This is a genomic window from Tessaracoccus luoxuelianae (assembly GCF_055326245.1).
Window position 1 is genome coordinate 153225 of sequence record NZ_JBUZNO010000001.1, and the last position, 15822, is coordinate 169046.

Here is a 15822-nt window from a genome sequence, read left to right on the forward strand (position 1 = left end):
CCGGCACGGCACAATGGGGCGATGCCCACCCTCGCCCAGCTCGCAGCCGACGGCGCGGGCCTGCCGTTCGCGGCGGCCGCCGACGCCCTGGCTGACGCCGTCCGCACACGGGGCGTCGCGGTGGTCGAGGCGCCACCAGGCACCGGCAAGACCACGCTGGGGCCGCCCATCGTCGCGGGGCTGGTCGACGGGCGGGTCGTGGTCACCCAGCCTCGCCGCGTGGCGGCCCGCGCCGCCGCCCGCCGCCTGGCCTCCCTCACCGGCACCACCCTCGCGGAGCTGATCGGCTTCACGGTCCGCGGGGAGCGCGCCGTCGGCCCGGGCACCCGGATCGAGATGGTGACCCCAGGCGTGCTGCTCCACAGACTCCTGCGCGACCCCTCCCTGGAGGGCGTGGGCGCCGTCATCCTCGACGAGGTGCACGAACGCGGCCTCGACACCGACCTGCTCGTCGGCCTCATCGCCGAGGTGCGCGAGATCAGGCCAGACCTGGCCGTGGTGGCGATGTCGGCCACCGTCGACGCCGCCGGGTTCGCGGCCCTGCTGGGCGGCGGCGAGCCCGCGCCCATCGTGGGCGTGCCGGCCGTGCTCCACCCGCTCGAGTCCCGCTGGGCGCCGGGCCCGTCCCCCCTCGACGCGCGCGGCGTCACTCGCTCCTTCCTCGAGCACGTGGCCGCCACCACCGACGCGGCCTTCCGGGAGCGGCCGGGTGACGGCGACGTCCTGGTCTTCCTGCCCGGGGTCCGCGAGGTGCGCCACGTGGCCGCCGCCCTCCGCTCCGACGCCGAGGTGCTCGAGCTCCACGGGCAGTTGACCCCCAGGGAGCAGGACCGCGCCGTCGCAGGCCGCTCGCCCGGAGACCGCCCGAGGATCGTGGTGGCCACCAACCTCGCCGAGTCCTCGCTGACGGTGGGCGGCGTCCGCGCGGTGGTGGACGCCGGGCTCTCCCGCGAGCCGCGCCGCGACTCCGGGCGTGGCATGTCCGGGTTGGTCACCGTGCGCGCCTCCCGATCGTCGGTGGACCAGCGCGCCGGCCGCGCCGCGCGTCAGGGCCCGGGGGTGGTCTGGCGCTGCTACGACGAACGTACCTACAGCGCGCTCCGTGCACAGGTGACGCCCGAGTCGCAGACCGGCGACCTCACCGGCGCACTCCTCTCCCTGGCCGCGTGGGGAGCCCCCCGAGGCGAGGGCCTGGCCCTCCCCAGCCCGCTGCCGCCTGGGTCGGTCCGCGACGACGAGGCCGTGCTGCGCTGGTTGGAGGCCGTCGACGACGACGGACGCATCACCGCCCACGGCCGCCGCCTGGCCGAGGTCCCCGCCTCACCTCGGTGGGCCAGGGCCCTGCTCGACGGGGCCCCGGCCGTCGGCAGCGCGGTGGCGGCCGGGATGGTGGCCGCCATCGAGCTGGACGTCGACGGCGACCTGGCCGGCGAGCTGCGGGCACTGCGAGCCGGCACCCATCCGCAGACGAAGCGCTGGCGCGCGGAGGCGGCCCGGCTGGAGCGGCTCGCGCCCGATGAGGCCGGCGTAGGCGCGCCGCCCGGAGCCGTCGTGGCCCTCGCCTACCCCGAACGCGTGGCCAGGAGCACCGGCGAGGTCTACCTGCTGGCCTCGGGCACCCGCGCCGGAGCACCGCCCGCGTTGGCCGGCCACGAGTGGCTCGCGGTCGCCGAGGTCACCCGCGCGGTAGGGACGGCCGCCGGGGGCACCGGGGCCATGATCCGCTCCGCGGCCCCCATCGACGAGGCGACTGCCAAGCGGTTCGCCGCGCCGCTGCTGGTCAACGAGGTGCGCGGTCAGCTCTCCGGCAGCAGGCTGCGGGCGCGCCGGGTGACCGCGCTGGGGGCCATCGAGCTGACGTCCACCCCCGTGCCCGCCTCGGAACTCGGCGCCGCCGCCGTCGAGGGCGTCGTCCGCTCCGAGGGCCTGGGCGTGATCGGCTGGTCGGACTCGGCCGATGCGCTCCGCCGTCGGCTCGCGTTCCTCCACCGCCACGTCGGTGAACCATGGCCGGACGTCTCAGACGAGGCGCTGCTCGCCCGGCTGGATGAGTGGCTCGCGCCCGAGTTGGCGAGGGCCGCTCAGACCGGGAACCTCGGCGGTATCTCGCTCACCGCACCGCTCAGGCGGCTGGTGCCCTGGCAGGTGGCGACCAAGCTCGACGAGCTCGCGCCCGAGCGCCTCGCGGTGCCCAGCGGATCACACGTCAGGCTCGCCTACCCCGCGCACGACCACGACGGCCGGGTGGTCTGCGCGGTGAAACTGCAGGAGTGCTTCGGGCTGGACCGCTCCCCCACTGTGGCCGACGGCCGGGTGCCGGTGCAGTTCCACCTGCTCTCCCCCGCCGGGCGGCCGCTGGCCGTCACCGACGACCTCGCGTCCTTCTGGTCCGGCCCCTATGCCGGGGTCCGCTCGGAGATGCGGGGCCGCTACCCCAAGCACCCGTGGCCGGAGGACCCGTGGACGGCTCAGGCCACCGCTCGCACGAAGCGACGGATGGAGCGGTAGGGAACTACTTCTTCGGCGCCTCGGTGGTCGACAACGCGGCGACGAACGCCTCCTGCGGCACCTCGACACGGCCGACCATCTTCATCCGCTTCTTGCCCTCCTTCTGCTTCTCCAGCAGCTTGCGCTTGCGGGAGATGTCGCCGCCGTAACACTTGGCGAGCACGTCCTTGCGGATGGCGCGGATGGTCTCCCGCGCGATCACCCGGGAACCGATCGCGGCCTGGATGGGCACCTCGAACTGCTGGCGCGGGATGAGCTCCTTCAGCTTCGAGGCCATCAGCAGCCCGTAGGAGTACGCCTTGTCCTTGTGCACGATCGCGGAGAAGGCATCGACCGGGTCGCCGTGCAGGAGGATGTCGACCTTGACGAGATCCGAGGTCTCCTCGCCGTCGGGCTCGTAGTCCAGCGACGCGTAGCCCTTCGTGCGCGACTTCAGCGCGTCGAAGAAGTCGAAGATGATCTCGCCCAGTGGCAGCGTGTAGCGGATCTCGACCCGGTCTTCGCTGAGGTAGTCCAGACCACGCTGGATACCGCGGCGGGTCTGGCACAGCTCGAGGATGGTGCCGATGTACTCCGCGGGCGCCAGGATGGTGCTGCGCACCACCGGCTCGTACACCTCCGCGATCTTCCCTTCCGGATACTCGGACGGGTTGGTCACGGTGTGCTCGGAGCCGTCCTCCATCACCACCCGGTAGACCACGTTGGGGGCCGTCGAGATCAGGTCGAGGTTGAACTCGCGCTCTAGGCGTTCGCGGACGATCTCCATGTGGAGGAGGCCGAGGAACCCGATGCGGAACCCGAATCCGAGGGCGCTGGAGCTTTCGGGCTCGTAGGTGAGCGCGGCGTCGTTGAGCTGGAGCTTCTCCAGTGCCTCGCGCAGGACGTTGAAGTCGTCGCCGTCGATCGGATACAGCCCTGCGTACACCATGGGGTTGGGGTGGCGGTAGCCCGCGAGAGCCGAGGAGGCGGGACGGGTGTCGAGGGTGACGGTGTCACCCACGCGGGATTGGCGCACATCCTTGACGCCTGTGATGAGGTAGCCGACCTCCCCCACGCCGATGGCATCGGTTTTGACCGGGTCGGGGGCGATGACACCCACCTCCAGGAGGTCGTGGGTGGCCTGGGTGGACATCATCCGGATGCGTTCGCGGTGGCTCAGTTCGCCGTCGATCACGCGGACGTAGGTGACCACGCCACGGTAGGTGTCGTAGACCGAATCGAAGATGAGGGCACGTGCCGGGGCGTCCGGATCACCCTGCGGGGCGGGAACCTGTTCGACGACGGCGTCCAGGAGCAGCGACACGCCCTCGCCCGTCTTCCCTGATACCCGGAGGACCTCGTCGGGATCGCAGCCGATGATCCCGGCGAGTTCGGCGGCGTACTTCTCCGGATTGGCGCCCGGCAGATCGATCTTGTTGAGAACGGGAATGACGTGCAGGTTCGCCTCGAGCGCCAGGTAGAGGTTGGCCAGGGTCTGGGCTTCGATGCCCTGCGCGGCGTCCACCAGCAGGATGGCGCCCTCACAGGCCTGGAGGGACCGGGAGACCTCGTAGGTGAAGTCGACGTGTCCCGGCGTGTCGATCATGTTGAGGACGTGGGTGACGCCGTCCCTGACCCACGGCATCCGCACGGCCTGGGACTTGATGGTGATGCCGCGTTCGCGTTCGATGTCCATCCGGTCCAGGTACTGCGCACGCATCTGCCTGCCTTCGACGACGCCCGTCAACTGCAGCATGCGATCCGCCAGGGTGGACTTGCCATGGTCGATGTGCGCGATGATGGAGAAGTTGCGGATAATCGCCGGGTCGGTCTTGCCGGGGCGCGGAGCGGGCATGCATCTCCTCGTCGATGAACATGGGGACAGGCCATAATCTCACGGATCCGGCGATGGGGCTAAACCCACCTGGCTGGCGGCGATTTTGCTAGCCGCCAGCGCCTCAGGTAACCTTGACCGTCGCGTGTCCCACGCATGACCGAAACCATTATCACCCGTAAAGAGGCTTGCCCAGTGGCGAACATCAAGTCCCAGAAGAAGCGCAACAAGACCAACGAGATCGCGCGTCAGCGCAACAAGGCCGTCAAGTCGGCCCTGCGCACGCACGTCCGCGCCTTCCGCACGGCCGCCACCGAAGGCGACGCCGAGAAGGCCGCTGAGCTCGCCAAGGTCGCGAACCGCGCTCTTGATCGCGCAGTCAGCAAGGGCGTCATCCATTCGAACCAGGCCGCGAACCGCAAGTCGGCCATCTCGTTGGCCGTCGCCTCCCTCTGACGCACCCCGCGTCACCCGCTTCAGCGTCTTGACCGTCGGTCGTCAAGGCGCTGTTTTGCGTCCCCTGTGTCAGTGACGCCGGAGTCGCAGCACTCCCAGCACCATGCGCTCGAGGGCGAAGTCCGCGTTGGTGGCGGCTCCTTTGACCTCACCATCGGCGCGGGCCACGAGGCGGATGGCATCGGCCACGCCACCGGCCTGCCAGAGGCGTGAGTGCTTCGCGTAGTCCTTGAGCTTCCACGGGGGAATGCCCAGCTGACGGGCCAGGTCTCCCTCTGACATGCGCAGACCCTGGGCCTCCAGGTACTTGCCCATTCCGCGCAGTGCGCCCGCGAGCGCGCTGGTGATCAGCACCGGTGCCGCACCTGTGCTCAACGCCCACCTCAGGCGCTCCAGAGCGAGGCTCGGGTTGCCGGCAAGAACGGCGTCCGCCACGGCGAAGCTTGTGACCTCCGCCCGTCCCGCGAAGTAACGCTTCACCAACGCGGCGTCGATCTCGCCGCTGTCCCCGTCCGAGGCGAGCTGCTCCACGGCTGCGGCGAGGCTGCGCAGGTCGTGGCCGACGGCGGCCACCAGCTCCCCCGCCGCGTCCGGTCCGATCCTCACCCCGCGTCGACGTGCCTCGTCGCCGACGAACCTCGGGAGCTCAAATGGTTTGACGGCAGCGACGGTCTCCGTGCGGACCTTGGCCTTCTTGAGCTTGTCGATGAGCCCCTTGCCCTTCATGCCCCCTGGGTGAACCAGGATGAGACACAAATCCTCGGGCGGATTGCTCGCCACCGCCACCAGCTGATCCACGACCGAGGGCGGACAGCCGCCGACGTCCTCAATGACGGCGACGATGTGGGAGGAGAACAGCGAGCCGCCGACCACCTCGGACAGCATCGAGTCCTCCAGCTCTTCGGCCGAGATCTCGTTGACGTCCGCCTCTGGATGCGCGGCAAGCGCGCGGGCCTTGGTCTCCGCGACGAGCCTGTGCGCGAGAAGCGCCTCGGGGCCCGTGATGAGCAGGGCCGTACCCCACGCCGTAGAAGTCACAGCCCTAGCATGCCAGTGGTCCACGACGATGCGCCTCCGGTGTCGACCCCACGGGTCACGTCGTGGCGCCACGCCACCGCCTCACCACAAGAGTGGCGCCCTGCAGTCCCACGGCGACGGAGCCGTCCTGGTCCGTCCGGGCCACCTCCATCCCATGCTCGGCGGCTAGGCGCAGGGTGCTCTGCGCAGGGTGGCCGTAGTCGTTGTCGAGACCCGACGACGCGACGGCCAGTGCGGCACCGGTCGCGGCGAAGAACCGCGGCTCCTGACGGGATGAGCCATGGTGGGGAAGCTTCAGCACGTGGACCTCGAGCCCGACGCCGTGGGCGGCGGCGCTGCGCAAGGCCACGGACTGGCCAGCGGGTTCAACGTCCCCTGCCACCAGTACCCGGAGCCCACGCACCTCGACCGTCCCCACCACGGAGGCGTCGTTCTCGGGTGATCCCTCCCCCTCCGCCTCGGGCTCCAATCCCCCTGCCTGCTCCCAGGCTGAGGCGGTGCGCCACACCACGTCCCCCACAGACAGCTGCTCCCCTGCCCGCGCGGAGCGGACCTCGGCACCCGCCTCCCGGGCGGCTGACAGCAGCCATGCCGGCTGCCGCCCTGCACGGGTGAGTATCAGTCCTGGCCGGTATCGGCGGATCACCTCCTCCGCTCCACCCGTGTGGTCCGCATGCCAGTGCGTGAGGACCAGCAACGGCACTGCCCCTACCCCGAGAGCGGACAGGCAGCCCACGGTGGGGCCAGCGTCCGGACCAGCGTCGACGAGGACGACGGCGCCGGTCTGAGCCGCGAAGACCGTCGCGTCACCCTGCCCCACGTCGCAGAAGACGACCCCCCAGTCACCGGGCCACCCCGGCGGAGTGGGCCGCACCAGGCAGGAGACGAGCAGCACCATCACGACCGACGCCGCCCCCAGAGGCGTCCGGAGCAGGCTCGGCAGAAGCATCGCCAGCGCAGCCACGGCCACCATCACCACCAGCATCCCAGCGGCAGACGCCTCCCAGTCCCAGGCGGCGGAAGGAAGCGCGGCACCGCCCTCTGCGAGCCACAGGATGGGTTGCGCGCACCACCCGGCCAGCCAACCAGGACCGGCTGCCAGTGCGGGAGCCCAGCACAAGAGGGCCGCCGCCAGCCCAAGCACGGTGGTGGGGCCGACGAACGGCCCGGCCAGGGCATTGGTGATCACTCCCACCATGGAGACCTGATCGCTGATTCCGGTGACAATGGGCTGCGTGGCGAGCTGGGCCGCCATCGGCACTGCGATGGCCTCTGCTGCCCACCGCGGCGCCCACCTCGTCAGTGCCCGGACCAGGCTCGGCCCCAGCAACACAATGCCCGCGCAGGCAGTCACCGACAGCGCGAAACCTGCTGATCTGGCCAGCCACGGGTCAAGCCAGGTCAGCGCCAGGATTGCCACGCTCAGGGCGCGCATGCTGCGCCCCCCGGTCCCGACGCCGACGGCGGCCAATGCCACCAGGCCCATCGCTGTGGCGCGGAGCACCGATGGCTCCTGCCCGCACACGAGCACGAACGCCGCCACCCCTCCCACCGCGGCCGCGCGCACCCACCAGCCACGAAGCCCGACCGCTCTGACGGCGGCGAGCACGACCCCCAGCATCAGGGTGAGGTTGGCTCCGGACACCGCCATCAGATGGGTCAGGCCCGTGACCTGGAACTGGTCTCGCATCTCGTCGTCCACGCCCGAGGTGTCGCCAACCACGAGCGAGGGCACCAGTGCGGCCTGCCGCGGCGGCGACTGGGCGACAGCCTCTCGGAGTCCGTGGCGCATGGCCGTGGCCCCCGCATCGAACAGGTGGGGAGCCCGCACCATGTCCAGGAGCTCGCGGAGGCTCAGCACCGCGACGGCAGAATCATCCGGGCGAGGCTCGCCCATCCGCACCCGGGCGAGATACTCCGCCCCCGGCACCGACTCCACCAACGCGGTGCCGTTGCGTCCAGAGGCAAGGACGACGACGGGCACGGCGGCCTCGACGCGGCGGCCACGGGCCTCCACCCAGACCAGCCGGGCCCTGGCCACGACGGCCTCTGCGGTCTGCTGGGGTTCGGCGAGGATCCGGATTCTCACCGTGCCCACGGCACCGGCTTCGGCGAAGGCCGCGACGGGAGAGCTGTGTCGCTGCCAAGCCTGCACCCCGGAGGTCAGTCCGGTGACGGTGAAGACCACGACCACCACGCAGGTCCACATCCGGCCCAGTCGTGCCGCCACAAGGGCAATCAGTCCGAGCCCCACAACCATGGCCAGCAGCGGCCCAGGATCCGGACGCCAGCCGGTGGTGGCGATCCAGGAGGCACTCCAGGCCGCCGCCGCCAGCGGAACCAACCGCCAGTCATGGCCAGCGGCCCGTGGCTGCCCACCCTCATTCCCGACCTGCATGACCCACTCTCGGTAGGACCTGACGCCATTTCCCTCCGCGCCGACCAGTTGTGGATAACGGCGGTGCTGGGGCGCCCCGACCTGAGACGGGTCGGACGCTTCTGGACGTGTCGTCTATGGATGCGAACCATCGGGAGAGGAGGGCGCGGGAGCTGTCGCTTGGCGCGCACCACGTTCGCGCTAGACCCGGACCAGCAGTTTCAGCTTCTCGAAGGTCTTAGGCCCGATCCCGCTGACCTCCTGCAACTCCTCGACGGCCGTGAATCGGCCGTTCTCCTCCCTCCACGCCACGATGGCGCCCGCCATCACTGGACCCACCCCGGGGAGGGTCTCCAGTTCGGCCACCGTCGCGCTGTTGAGGTCGACAGCCCCTGGGGATCCTCCGCCCGCGATGGCGCCGGAGGCCCCGTTGAGCTCGCCCTGGGGATCCCCGGAGGTTCCGATGATCACCTGCATCCCCTCGCTCACCGGCGCAGCCAGATTCAGCTGCGCCGGATCCGCATCTGGTGAGAGCCCGCCGGCCGCCTCGATCGCATCCTGGACGATCGAGCCCTCAGGAAGCGTGATGACCCCCGGGTGAAGCACCGCCCCGGCCACGTGGACGCGCACCATGGGCGTGGGGCTGGGGCTCGGTACCGGCGCCGCTGGGGAAGAGACCACCGACACGGAAGGGAGAGGCACCTCGGTGGCCGATGACCGAGCCAAGGCCGCGACGGCGACTCCCACTCCGCACAACAGCAGGATGGCCACCACCCACAGATGCTTGAGGGTGATGGTGCGTCGGGGCGGCAGCCCGGTCGACCGGGGCGCAGGCGTCGGAGGCGGTGGGGCGGGCGGGCCGACGGGCTCTGGAACGGGCTCTGCTGCCGCGCGTCGCGGCCCGCACAGCGCGGGCCGACCCGCACTGACGTAGGCCAGCCGGGCCCTGGCCAACTCTTCGGCGTCTCGGGGCTCCATATCCCCTTGTTCGCACGTGGAGCCGCCGGTTTCTCGGCCGGGTGCACGCCTGTGGAGAACTCAGCGCGGGACTAGGCTGAGCATCTTCGGGAGCCTGGGGATCACCTTGGCGATCTCCCGGCCGTCCAGGGACCTCTGGACGCCCGGGTCCGCCAGCGCCGCCGCGAGCGCGTCCTGCTCGGTGATATCTGCGGGCACCTCGAGCTTGGCGCGGATCTTGCCCTGGATCTGCACCACCATGGTGACCGTGTCGTCGACGGTGAGGCTCGGGTCCGCCGTCGGCCAGGTGCTGGTGGCCACGGAGGGCGCGTGGCCCAGCAGCTCCCACATTTCCTCCGCCACGTAGGGCGCGACGACGCTGAGCGATTGAGCCACGAACTCCGCGGCCTCGCGCACGGCGGGGTCTGCGGGTCCAGGGGCTCCGTCGATCGCTTTACGGGTGGCGTTGACCACTTCCATGGTGCGCGCCACGGCCACGTTGAACCGGCCGGACTCCAGGAGCATCGACACCTCGGTGATGGCCTTGTGGACCGCCTTGCGCAGCGCGGGGTCGCCGAGCGCGAAATCGACGCGACGATCCGAGGCGACGTCTGCGGCGATGCGGTGCGCACGCTGCAGGAACTTCAGGCTCGAGGCCGGAGACAGGTCAGCCCAGTCGATGTCGTCCTCGGGGGGCCCCGCGAACACCATGGTGAGGCGCACAGCGTCCACACCGAACTCGTCGATCTGCTTGCCGAGATCTACGCCGTTGCCCAGCGACTTGCTCATCGCCTTGCCCTGGTTGATGACCTGGCCCTGATTGAGCAGGCGAAGCATCGGCTCGTCGAAGTCCACCAACCCCATGTCGCGCAGCACCTTGGTGAAGAAGCGCATGTAGAGCAGGTGCAGGATCGCGTGTTCGACGCCGCCGACGTACTGCGCGACCGGCATCCAGCGGCGAACGTCGTCGGGGTTGAAGGGGCCCTTGTCGTAGCCCGGGGAGCAGTAGCGGAAGAAGTACCACGATGAGTCGACGAAGGTGTCCATCGTGTCTGTGTCGCGCTGTCCCGGTCCGCCGCAGCGGGGGCACTCCGTGGACACCCATTCGGTGGCCGAGGCCAGCGGGGAGGTGCCCTTGGGCGCCAATGCGGCGCCCCGCAGGTCCGGCAGGCGGACCGGCAGCTGGTCGTCGGGGACGGGCACTTCCCCGCACGACGGACAGTGCACCACGGGGATGGGGCAGCCCCAGAACCGTTGGCGGGACAGGAGCCAGTCACGGAGCCGGAACTGCACCGTGCCCGTGCCGAGACCGTCGGCCTCCAGTTGCGCGATGATCCGCGCCACGCCGGAGGCCTTGTCCGTCAGACCGTCCAACGTGCCCGAGTTGATGTAGGCGCCGTCGCCGCTGGTGGAGACCCCGGTGAGGGCCGGATCGGTGCCGTCGACGTCGATGACGGTGCGCACCGGGAGCCCGTACTGCCGGGCGAAGTCCAGGTCCCGCTGGTCGTGCGCCGGCACGGCCATGATGGCGCCTGTGCCGTAGTCGGCCAGGACATAGTCGGCGGCCCAGATCGGAATCTGCTCGCCGTTGACGGGGTTGACGGCGTGGCACCCCAGCCAGACACCCGTCTTGGCTCGCTCGGTGGACTGCCGCTCGATCTCGGTCTCCCGCTTGACCTTCTCCAGGTAGGCCTCAAAGGTCTCCCGTTGGGTGTCGGTGACCAGATCGGCCGCGAGGGGCGCATCGGGCGCCACCACCATGAAGGTGGCACCGAACAGGGTGTCGGGGCGCGTGGTGAAAACCGTGATGGGCTCCGCGCGCCCCTCGACGATGAACCGGACGTGCGCGCCCTCGGATCGTCCGATCCAGTTGCGCTGCATAGCCAGGACGTGATCCGGCCAGCCCCCCTCAAGCTGCGCCATATCGTCGAGCAACTGCTGCGCGTAGGCCGTGGTCTTGAAATACCACTGGTTCAGCTTGCGCTTGGTGACTTCCGTCTTGCAGCGCTCGCACCTGCCGTCGACAACCTGCTCGTTGGCCAGCACAGTCTGGTCCGTCGGGCACCAGTTGACGAACGAGTCCTTCCGGTAGGCCAGTCCCCGCTCGTAGAAGCGGGCGAACAGCCACTGTGTCCACTTGTAGTAGTCCTCGTCCGAGGTGTGCAGCCGGCGGGACCAGTCGAAACTGAGCCCGTAGCGTTTGAAGGAGCGGGCCTGGGTCTCGATGTTGTTGTAGGTCCAGGTGGCCGGATGGGCATCAGCTTTGATCGCGGCGTTCTCGGCGGGCAGGCCGAAGGAGTCCCAGCCGATCGGGTGCATGACGTCAAAACCCTTGAGGCGCCAGTAGCGGGCCAGCACGTCTGCCATCGCGTACGCCTCGGCGTGTCCCATGTGCAGGTCACCGGATGGATAAGGAAACATGTCCAGCACGTAGCGGCGCTCTCGGCTGCCGTCGTCGAGGGGGGTGAAGGTTCCGTTCTCCTCCCAGAAGGCCTGCCACTTCTCTTGGGCTTGGACCCTGTCGTACTGACCCACCTCTTGGCTCACGACCATCTCCTGCAATCGGCATCTACTGCGCCTGGCGGCACGGTGGCTCAATATACCCGTCCGCCCTGAGCCGGACCCACCGTGCGCCCAGGCATCGTGGCTGCCTCAGGTGAGAAGGGCGTCCACTTCGGCGGCGGTGGGCGGCTGGGCACCCTTCCGGGTGCACACGATCGCGGCCGCGGCAACGCCGCGCGCCAGCGCCGCCTCCACATCTCCCGGGTCATCGGCGTAGGCCGACAGGAAGCCGGCCATGAACGTGTCACCGGCGCCCACCGTGTCCACCACGTCGATGCGACGCCCAGGTGTGCGGATGCGGCGACCGTCCGGCTTGACGGCCACCACGCCGTCAGCGCCGAGCGTGACGATGAACATCGACAGCCCGTACTCCCCTACCCATCCCTCCGCGTAGCCCAAGGGATCCGAATCGTCGTCGACGAGCCACGCGATGTCCTCGTCCGAGGCCTTGGCGATGCCACCGTTCTTGCCGACGGCCGACAGAAGGTCTGAGACGAGACCGAAGTACTCTGCCCTGTCCGGCAGGGTGGACGGCCGAACGTTGATATCGAAGCTCACCGCGGCGTCGGTGCTGCGAACGAAGTCCAGGATGTGCTTCGCGCCGCTGCCGATGACGGCGCCGATGGAGCCGAAGTGCAGCCAGTCCGAGTGCTCCAACTCCGGCAGCTCGCCTGCCCTCCAGCTGAATGCGGACGTGCCCGCGAAGTGGAAGTGGTAGCTGGCCCGGCCCTGCTCGTCGAGGGACACGACCGCGAGCGAGGTGGGGTCCTCCGTGGGGACGGCCAACCCGAGGTCCACGCCCGCGTGCTCGAGGTGGCTGCGCAACTGGCGCCCCAACGCATCAGTGCTCAGCCGACCAAGGAATCTGGTGTCCTTGCCGAGGCGCGCGAGGGCGGCAGCTGTATTGAACGGACCTCCACCCGATCTGGCGATCCAACGGCTCTCCGCCGGCGAGATCATCTCCTCCGGCATCAGATCGATCAGGGCTTCTCCACACACGACGAAACGCATGGCAGAACCCTACGGCACGCCCGGGGGGCCGGCGCCCCCGAGGGGTCATTCGTCCCAGCGACGCGGCGGGATCCCGCACTGGTGGAGACGCCTGAGTAGGCTCGCCACCGCATGCCGGGGATCTGACCTCGCCAGCTGCTCAAGGCATGAAGTCTGGGCAGCGCCCCGGCCGCTCAGCCAGGACGCCATCCCCAGGAGCGAGATCACGTTCGCCTGCACGTCCTCGGGCGCGACACGACGGGCCGCCACCAGATTGGGCCACACGGCATCCGCGTTCGTGATGCTGAGGCGGGTGAGCAAGGCGCCGAGCCGGTCTTCGTCTCCCAACAGGACAGCCAGGGTGCAGGCCTCGGTGGGGGTGAGCCGTTCCTCGGACTCCGCCAGGTCCGCAAGGAGGTCCATCGCATCCTCCGGGGACAAGGCGCGGACCAGGGTCTGCGCCGCCGCCACCTCCGCATCCGGCAGCGGGACGTGCTGCTCGACGGGTGCCACAGCTTCCTCCCGGTCCGCGCAGATCCTGACTCCTTCATAGACGGCCTGCGCCTCGAGCGCGCTGGTGTGGCACTCGATCTCGTGCACCTGCAGGTCCGCGTCCAGCACCCACGTGGTCTGCCCGTTGGTCACCATGGCGTCGATAACCCGCGACTCCCCCACCACTGATGCCAGCTCAGTGACGGCGAGACCCGCCTCGTCCGGCTCACCGAAGCCGATCAGCACGAACCGGCAGTCCTCCACCTGGGAGGAGGCGTTGATGATCTGATCCGCCACGTCGTCGAAGTGGTAGACGAACCAGTCGAGATCCAGGCGGGCGCAGAAGGCGACGGACTTGCCGCTCAACGCCAGGATGACGCAGGAGTCAGTGGGGTGGAAGCCCAGCAGGACGGCGGGCATGGCGAGAAGATCGGCACGCGTGGTGCCGCGGAGAACTGGTGTGCTGCTCATTGTCCATTACTCGGGAAGACGCTGGGTTGTTTCCCACCTGTCAGCGGAACTGTGGACAACCGCTCTGGGTACGCTGGCAGCACTATGAGCAACCAGCAGTGGCCGCCGCCGGGCGAGGGACGGGACAACTCGCCGTGGTCCCACCAGGATCCTGGCTACCGCCCCACACAGTTCCACGACGTGCAGGGCCGCGATCCGCGCCAGCCGTTCGGTCAGCCACCGGCGCCGCCCCCAGACCCCGACACTGTCCGTCCGCCCCGCACGCCCGGTCCCACACTGTGGATCGTCGTGGGCGTGATCGTCCTCATCGGGGCTCTCATCATGGGCATGCAGTTCCTCGGCGGAGATCCGGCTGCGGCCCCGGAGGCCTCCCCCACCCCCTCCGTCGCGGCTGAGCCGTCGCCCACCCGATCCGGCAACTTCATTCCCTTCGAGGGCAACGGCGACGGGATCTTCGAGATCGTGAGCCACGAGTGGACCGACGATGGGTTGGCGTTGAAGATCCGCGTCGAGGTGGAGGAGGGCGAGTACCAGTTCGGGCTCTTCTCCTTCACCAACGAGTCACGCGAGGCGTTCGACCCGGTGGATCCCTCCCCATTCACCGTCCGCGCCGGCGTGCCGTACGAGGCCGACGTGTTCTTCGTCATGCCGAATGCGGATTCCACCATCGTGCTGGCCACGCCGTCGGGCCGCGTGGCGCTCAACGCCCTGCCGATAGCGGCCGGGTAGGGGATCCCGCGTCGCGACGCGACTGCAGGACGTTCGAGGGGTCGAAAACCCGCACCCGACAGCAAGGGTGGGGGACGGCAGGGCGGCACTGCGCAGCGGTGCCCAACCCGACGACCACCCAACCGGCATCCCGCCCAAGCAGACCCACCCCCAACGCCGCCCCGCCGGCCCGCACCGGGACCTGACAACGCCACAAGCCGACGAGCGTGGGGAGACGGGAGACGATGCCCGGGCGGCCTCAACCACCCGACCACCGACCCGGCTGGCCGAAACATCGAGACCATGGACAACGGCCGCCCTGGCATCGACTCACGGCTCACCGCACCTGATGACCTAACTGCGTGAGGGTGGTAAGTCACGACCCTTCGAGACAGGCCACGCCGCTGCGCGGGCGGCCCTCCTCAGGGAGCGATCCGGTAGTCGGGCTAGCTCATGGGTGGGTCCGAGGCGGGCGCGTTCTCGCTGGCCTCGGCCAACACGCGCCGCTCCTCGATGGCGTCCGGGTGATCCTTGGACAGCAGCAGCACGCCGTAGACCGCGATGGCTCCCGTGACGGCCATTCCCACGGCTGGGCCTACGCCCATGCCGATGCCCTCTCCCAGCACGATGAGCCCGAAGAGGACGGCGACGAACGGGTCCACCGTCGTCATGGTGCCCACGGTGATCTCCGCGGGCCCGGATGCATAGCCCTGCTGGATCATCCACACCCCGAGTCCGTAGCAGGCCAGCATCATCGCCACCGTCGCGACGACTTCGAAACCAGCGAAGGACTGGCCGTGCTTGAGGACCAGATCCATCGCCGCCTTCATGAACCCGGAGGCGAGGCCGTAGAAGGTGGCGCCAACCGAGGACCACATCATGGCCTTCGCCCACGGGGCCGCTTTTGTCGCGAAGTAGGACAGCACACCGCAGATGGCGCACACCACGAGGAAGGCGATGAACATGGGGGCGAACTCGACCTGCTTGACGCCGGTGGCGAATAGCGACGAGAAGACCGTGAAGCCGACGACGCCGGCCACAGTGATGCCCACAGCGATCCACATCTTGTGGCTCAGCTTGTGCTTGTGGATACGGGCTGCGAGCAGCACGGACCACGGCACGGCCAGGATCCCCACCGGCTGTACTACAGCCACGGGTGCGAATGACAGCGCCACCAGGTGGATGGCCGCCCCGGAGAAGACGAACAGGAGCCCGAGCAGCCACTTCCGGATCTTGAACAACCGCAGCAGCCCAGCGAACGTGAGCGTGTTCGACGACGCGGTTCCCGACGGATCGAAGGTGGACTTGACCCCCAGGCTCTGCAGGACGGCACCGCTGGCGAACAAGAAGGAGGACACAACCTGCATCCCGATGGCTAGCCAGATCACGTGCGCGGCCTCTCAGTCGATCGTGGCTGGAAGACTACAGGCCCATAGGAAGGCCGGGGTGC

11 protein-coding genes are annotated in these 15822 nt (G+C 69.5%); 3 read left to right on the forward strand and 8 right to left on the reverse strand.

The genetic code is table 11. The annotated features are described in order from the left end of the window. Positions 1 to 21: 21 nt before the first annotated feature. Positions 22 to 2508: an ATP-dependent helicase HrpB gene (gene hrpB, locus ACZK39_RS00705; RefSeq protein ID WP_463612226.1), complete on the forward strand. Its 2487-nt coding sequence runs from the start codon at positions 22 to 24 to the stop codon at positions 2506 to 2508. Between the two features lie 4 nt (positions 2509 to 2512). On the opposite strand, the gene lepA is transcribed toward hrpB, so the two are convergent. Then, the gene (gene lepA / locus ACZK39_RS00710; protein WP_182782956.1) at positions 2513 to 4342 is read right to left on the reverse strand and encodes a translation elongation factor 4; all 1830 of its coding nucleotides are present in this window, start codon (positions 4340 to 4342) and stop codon (positions 2513 to 2515) included. A gap of 174 nt (positions 4343 to 4516) precedes the next feature. Here lepA and rpsT point away from each other — a divergent pair, with 174 nt between their 5' ends. Then, positions 4517 to 4777 (forward strand): 30S ribosomal protein S20, encoded by a 261-nt coding sequence (gene rpsT, locus ACZK39_RS00715; RefSeq protein WP_182783118.1) that lies wholly within the window; start codon positions 4517 to 4519, stop codon positions 4775 to 4777. A 69-nt stretch (positions 4778 to 4846) separates the two neighbouring features. On the opposite strand, the gene holA is transcribed toward rpsT, so the two are convergent. The 6 genes from holA to ACZK39_RS00745 form a co-directional block, all read right to left on the reverse strand. Next, a complete protein-coding gene (gene holA, locus ACZK39_RS00720) occupies positions 4847 to 5815 on the reverse strand; it encodes a DNA polymerase III subunit delta (RefSeq protein WP_182782957.1) in 969 nt (322 codons plus the stop codon). 55 nt (positions 5816 to 5870) lie between these two features. Then, positions 5871 to 8213, reverse strand: coding sequence for a ComEC/Rec2 family competence protein (locus ACZK39_RS00725; protein WP_182782958.1), 2343 nt, complete (start codon positions 8211 to 8213; stop codon positions 5871 to 5873). Between the two features lie 180 nt (positions 8214 to 8393). Then, on the reverse strand, positions 8394 to 9170 hold the full coding sequence (locus ACZK39_RS00730; RefSeq protein WP_182782959.1) for a ComEA family DNA-binding protein: 777 nt from the start codon (positions 9168 to 9170) through the stop codon (positions 8394 to 8396). Between the two features lie 60 nt (positions 9171 to 9230). Next, positions 9231 to 11696 (reverse strand): leucine--tRNA ligase, encoded by a 2466-nt coding sequence (gene leuS / locus ACZK39_RS00735; RefSeq protein WP_370585741.1) that lies wholly within the window; start codon positions 11694 to 11696, stop codon positions 9231 to 9233. 105 nt (positions 11697 to 11801) lie between these two features. Then, a complete protein-coding gene (locus tag ACZK39_RS00740; protein ID WP_463612227.1) occupies positions 11802 to 12722 on the reverse strand; it encodes a carbohydrate kinase family protein in 921 nt (306 codons plus the stop codon). 45 nt (positions 12723 to 12767) lie between these two features. Further along, positions 12768 to 13664, reverse strand: a complete 897-nt coding sequence (locus ACZK39_RS00745; RefSeq protein WP_182782962.1) for a DUF4192 family protein — start codon at positions 13662 to 13664, stop codon at positions 12768 to 12770. 84 nt (positions 13665 to 13748) lie between these two features. Between ACZK39_RS00745 and ACZK39_RS00750 the strand changes: the two genes are divergently transcribed. Beyond that, on the forward strand, positions 13749 to 14393 hold the full coding sequence (locus ACZK39_RS00750) for a hypothetical protein (protein WP_463612228.1): 645 nt from the start codon (positions 13749 to 13751) through the stop codon (positions 14391 to 14393). 425 nt (positions 14394 to 14818) lie between these two features. On the opposite strand, the gene ACZK39_RS00755 is transcribed toward ACZK39_RS00750, so the two are convergent. Then, complete coding sequence (locus ACZK39_RS00755) at positions 14819 to 15760, reverse strand: DMT family transporter (protein ID WP_182782964.1); 942 nt, start codon at positions 15758 to 15760, stop codon at positions 14819 to 14821. Between the last annotated feature and the right edge of the window lie 62 nt (positions 15761 to 15822).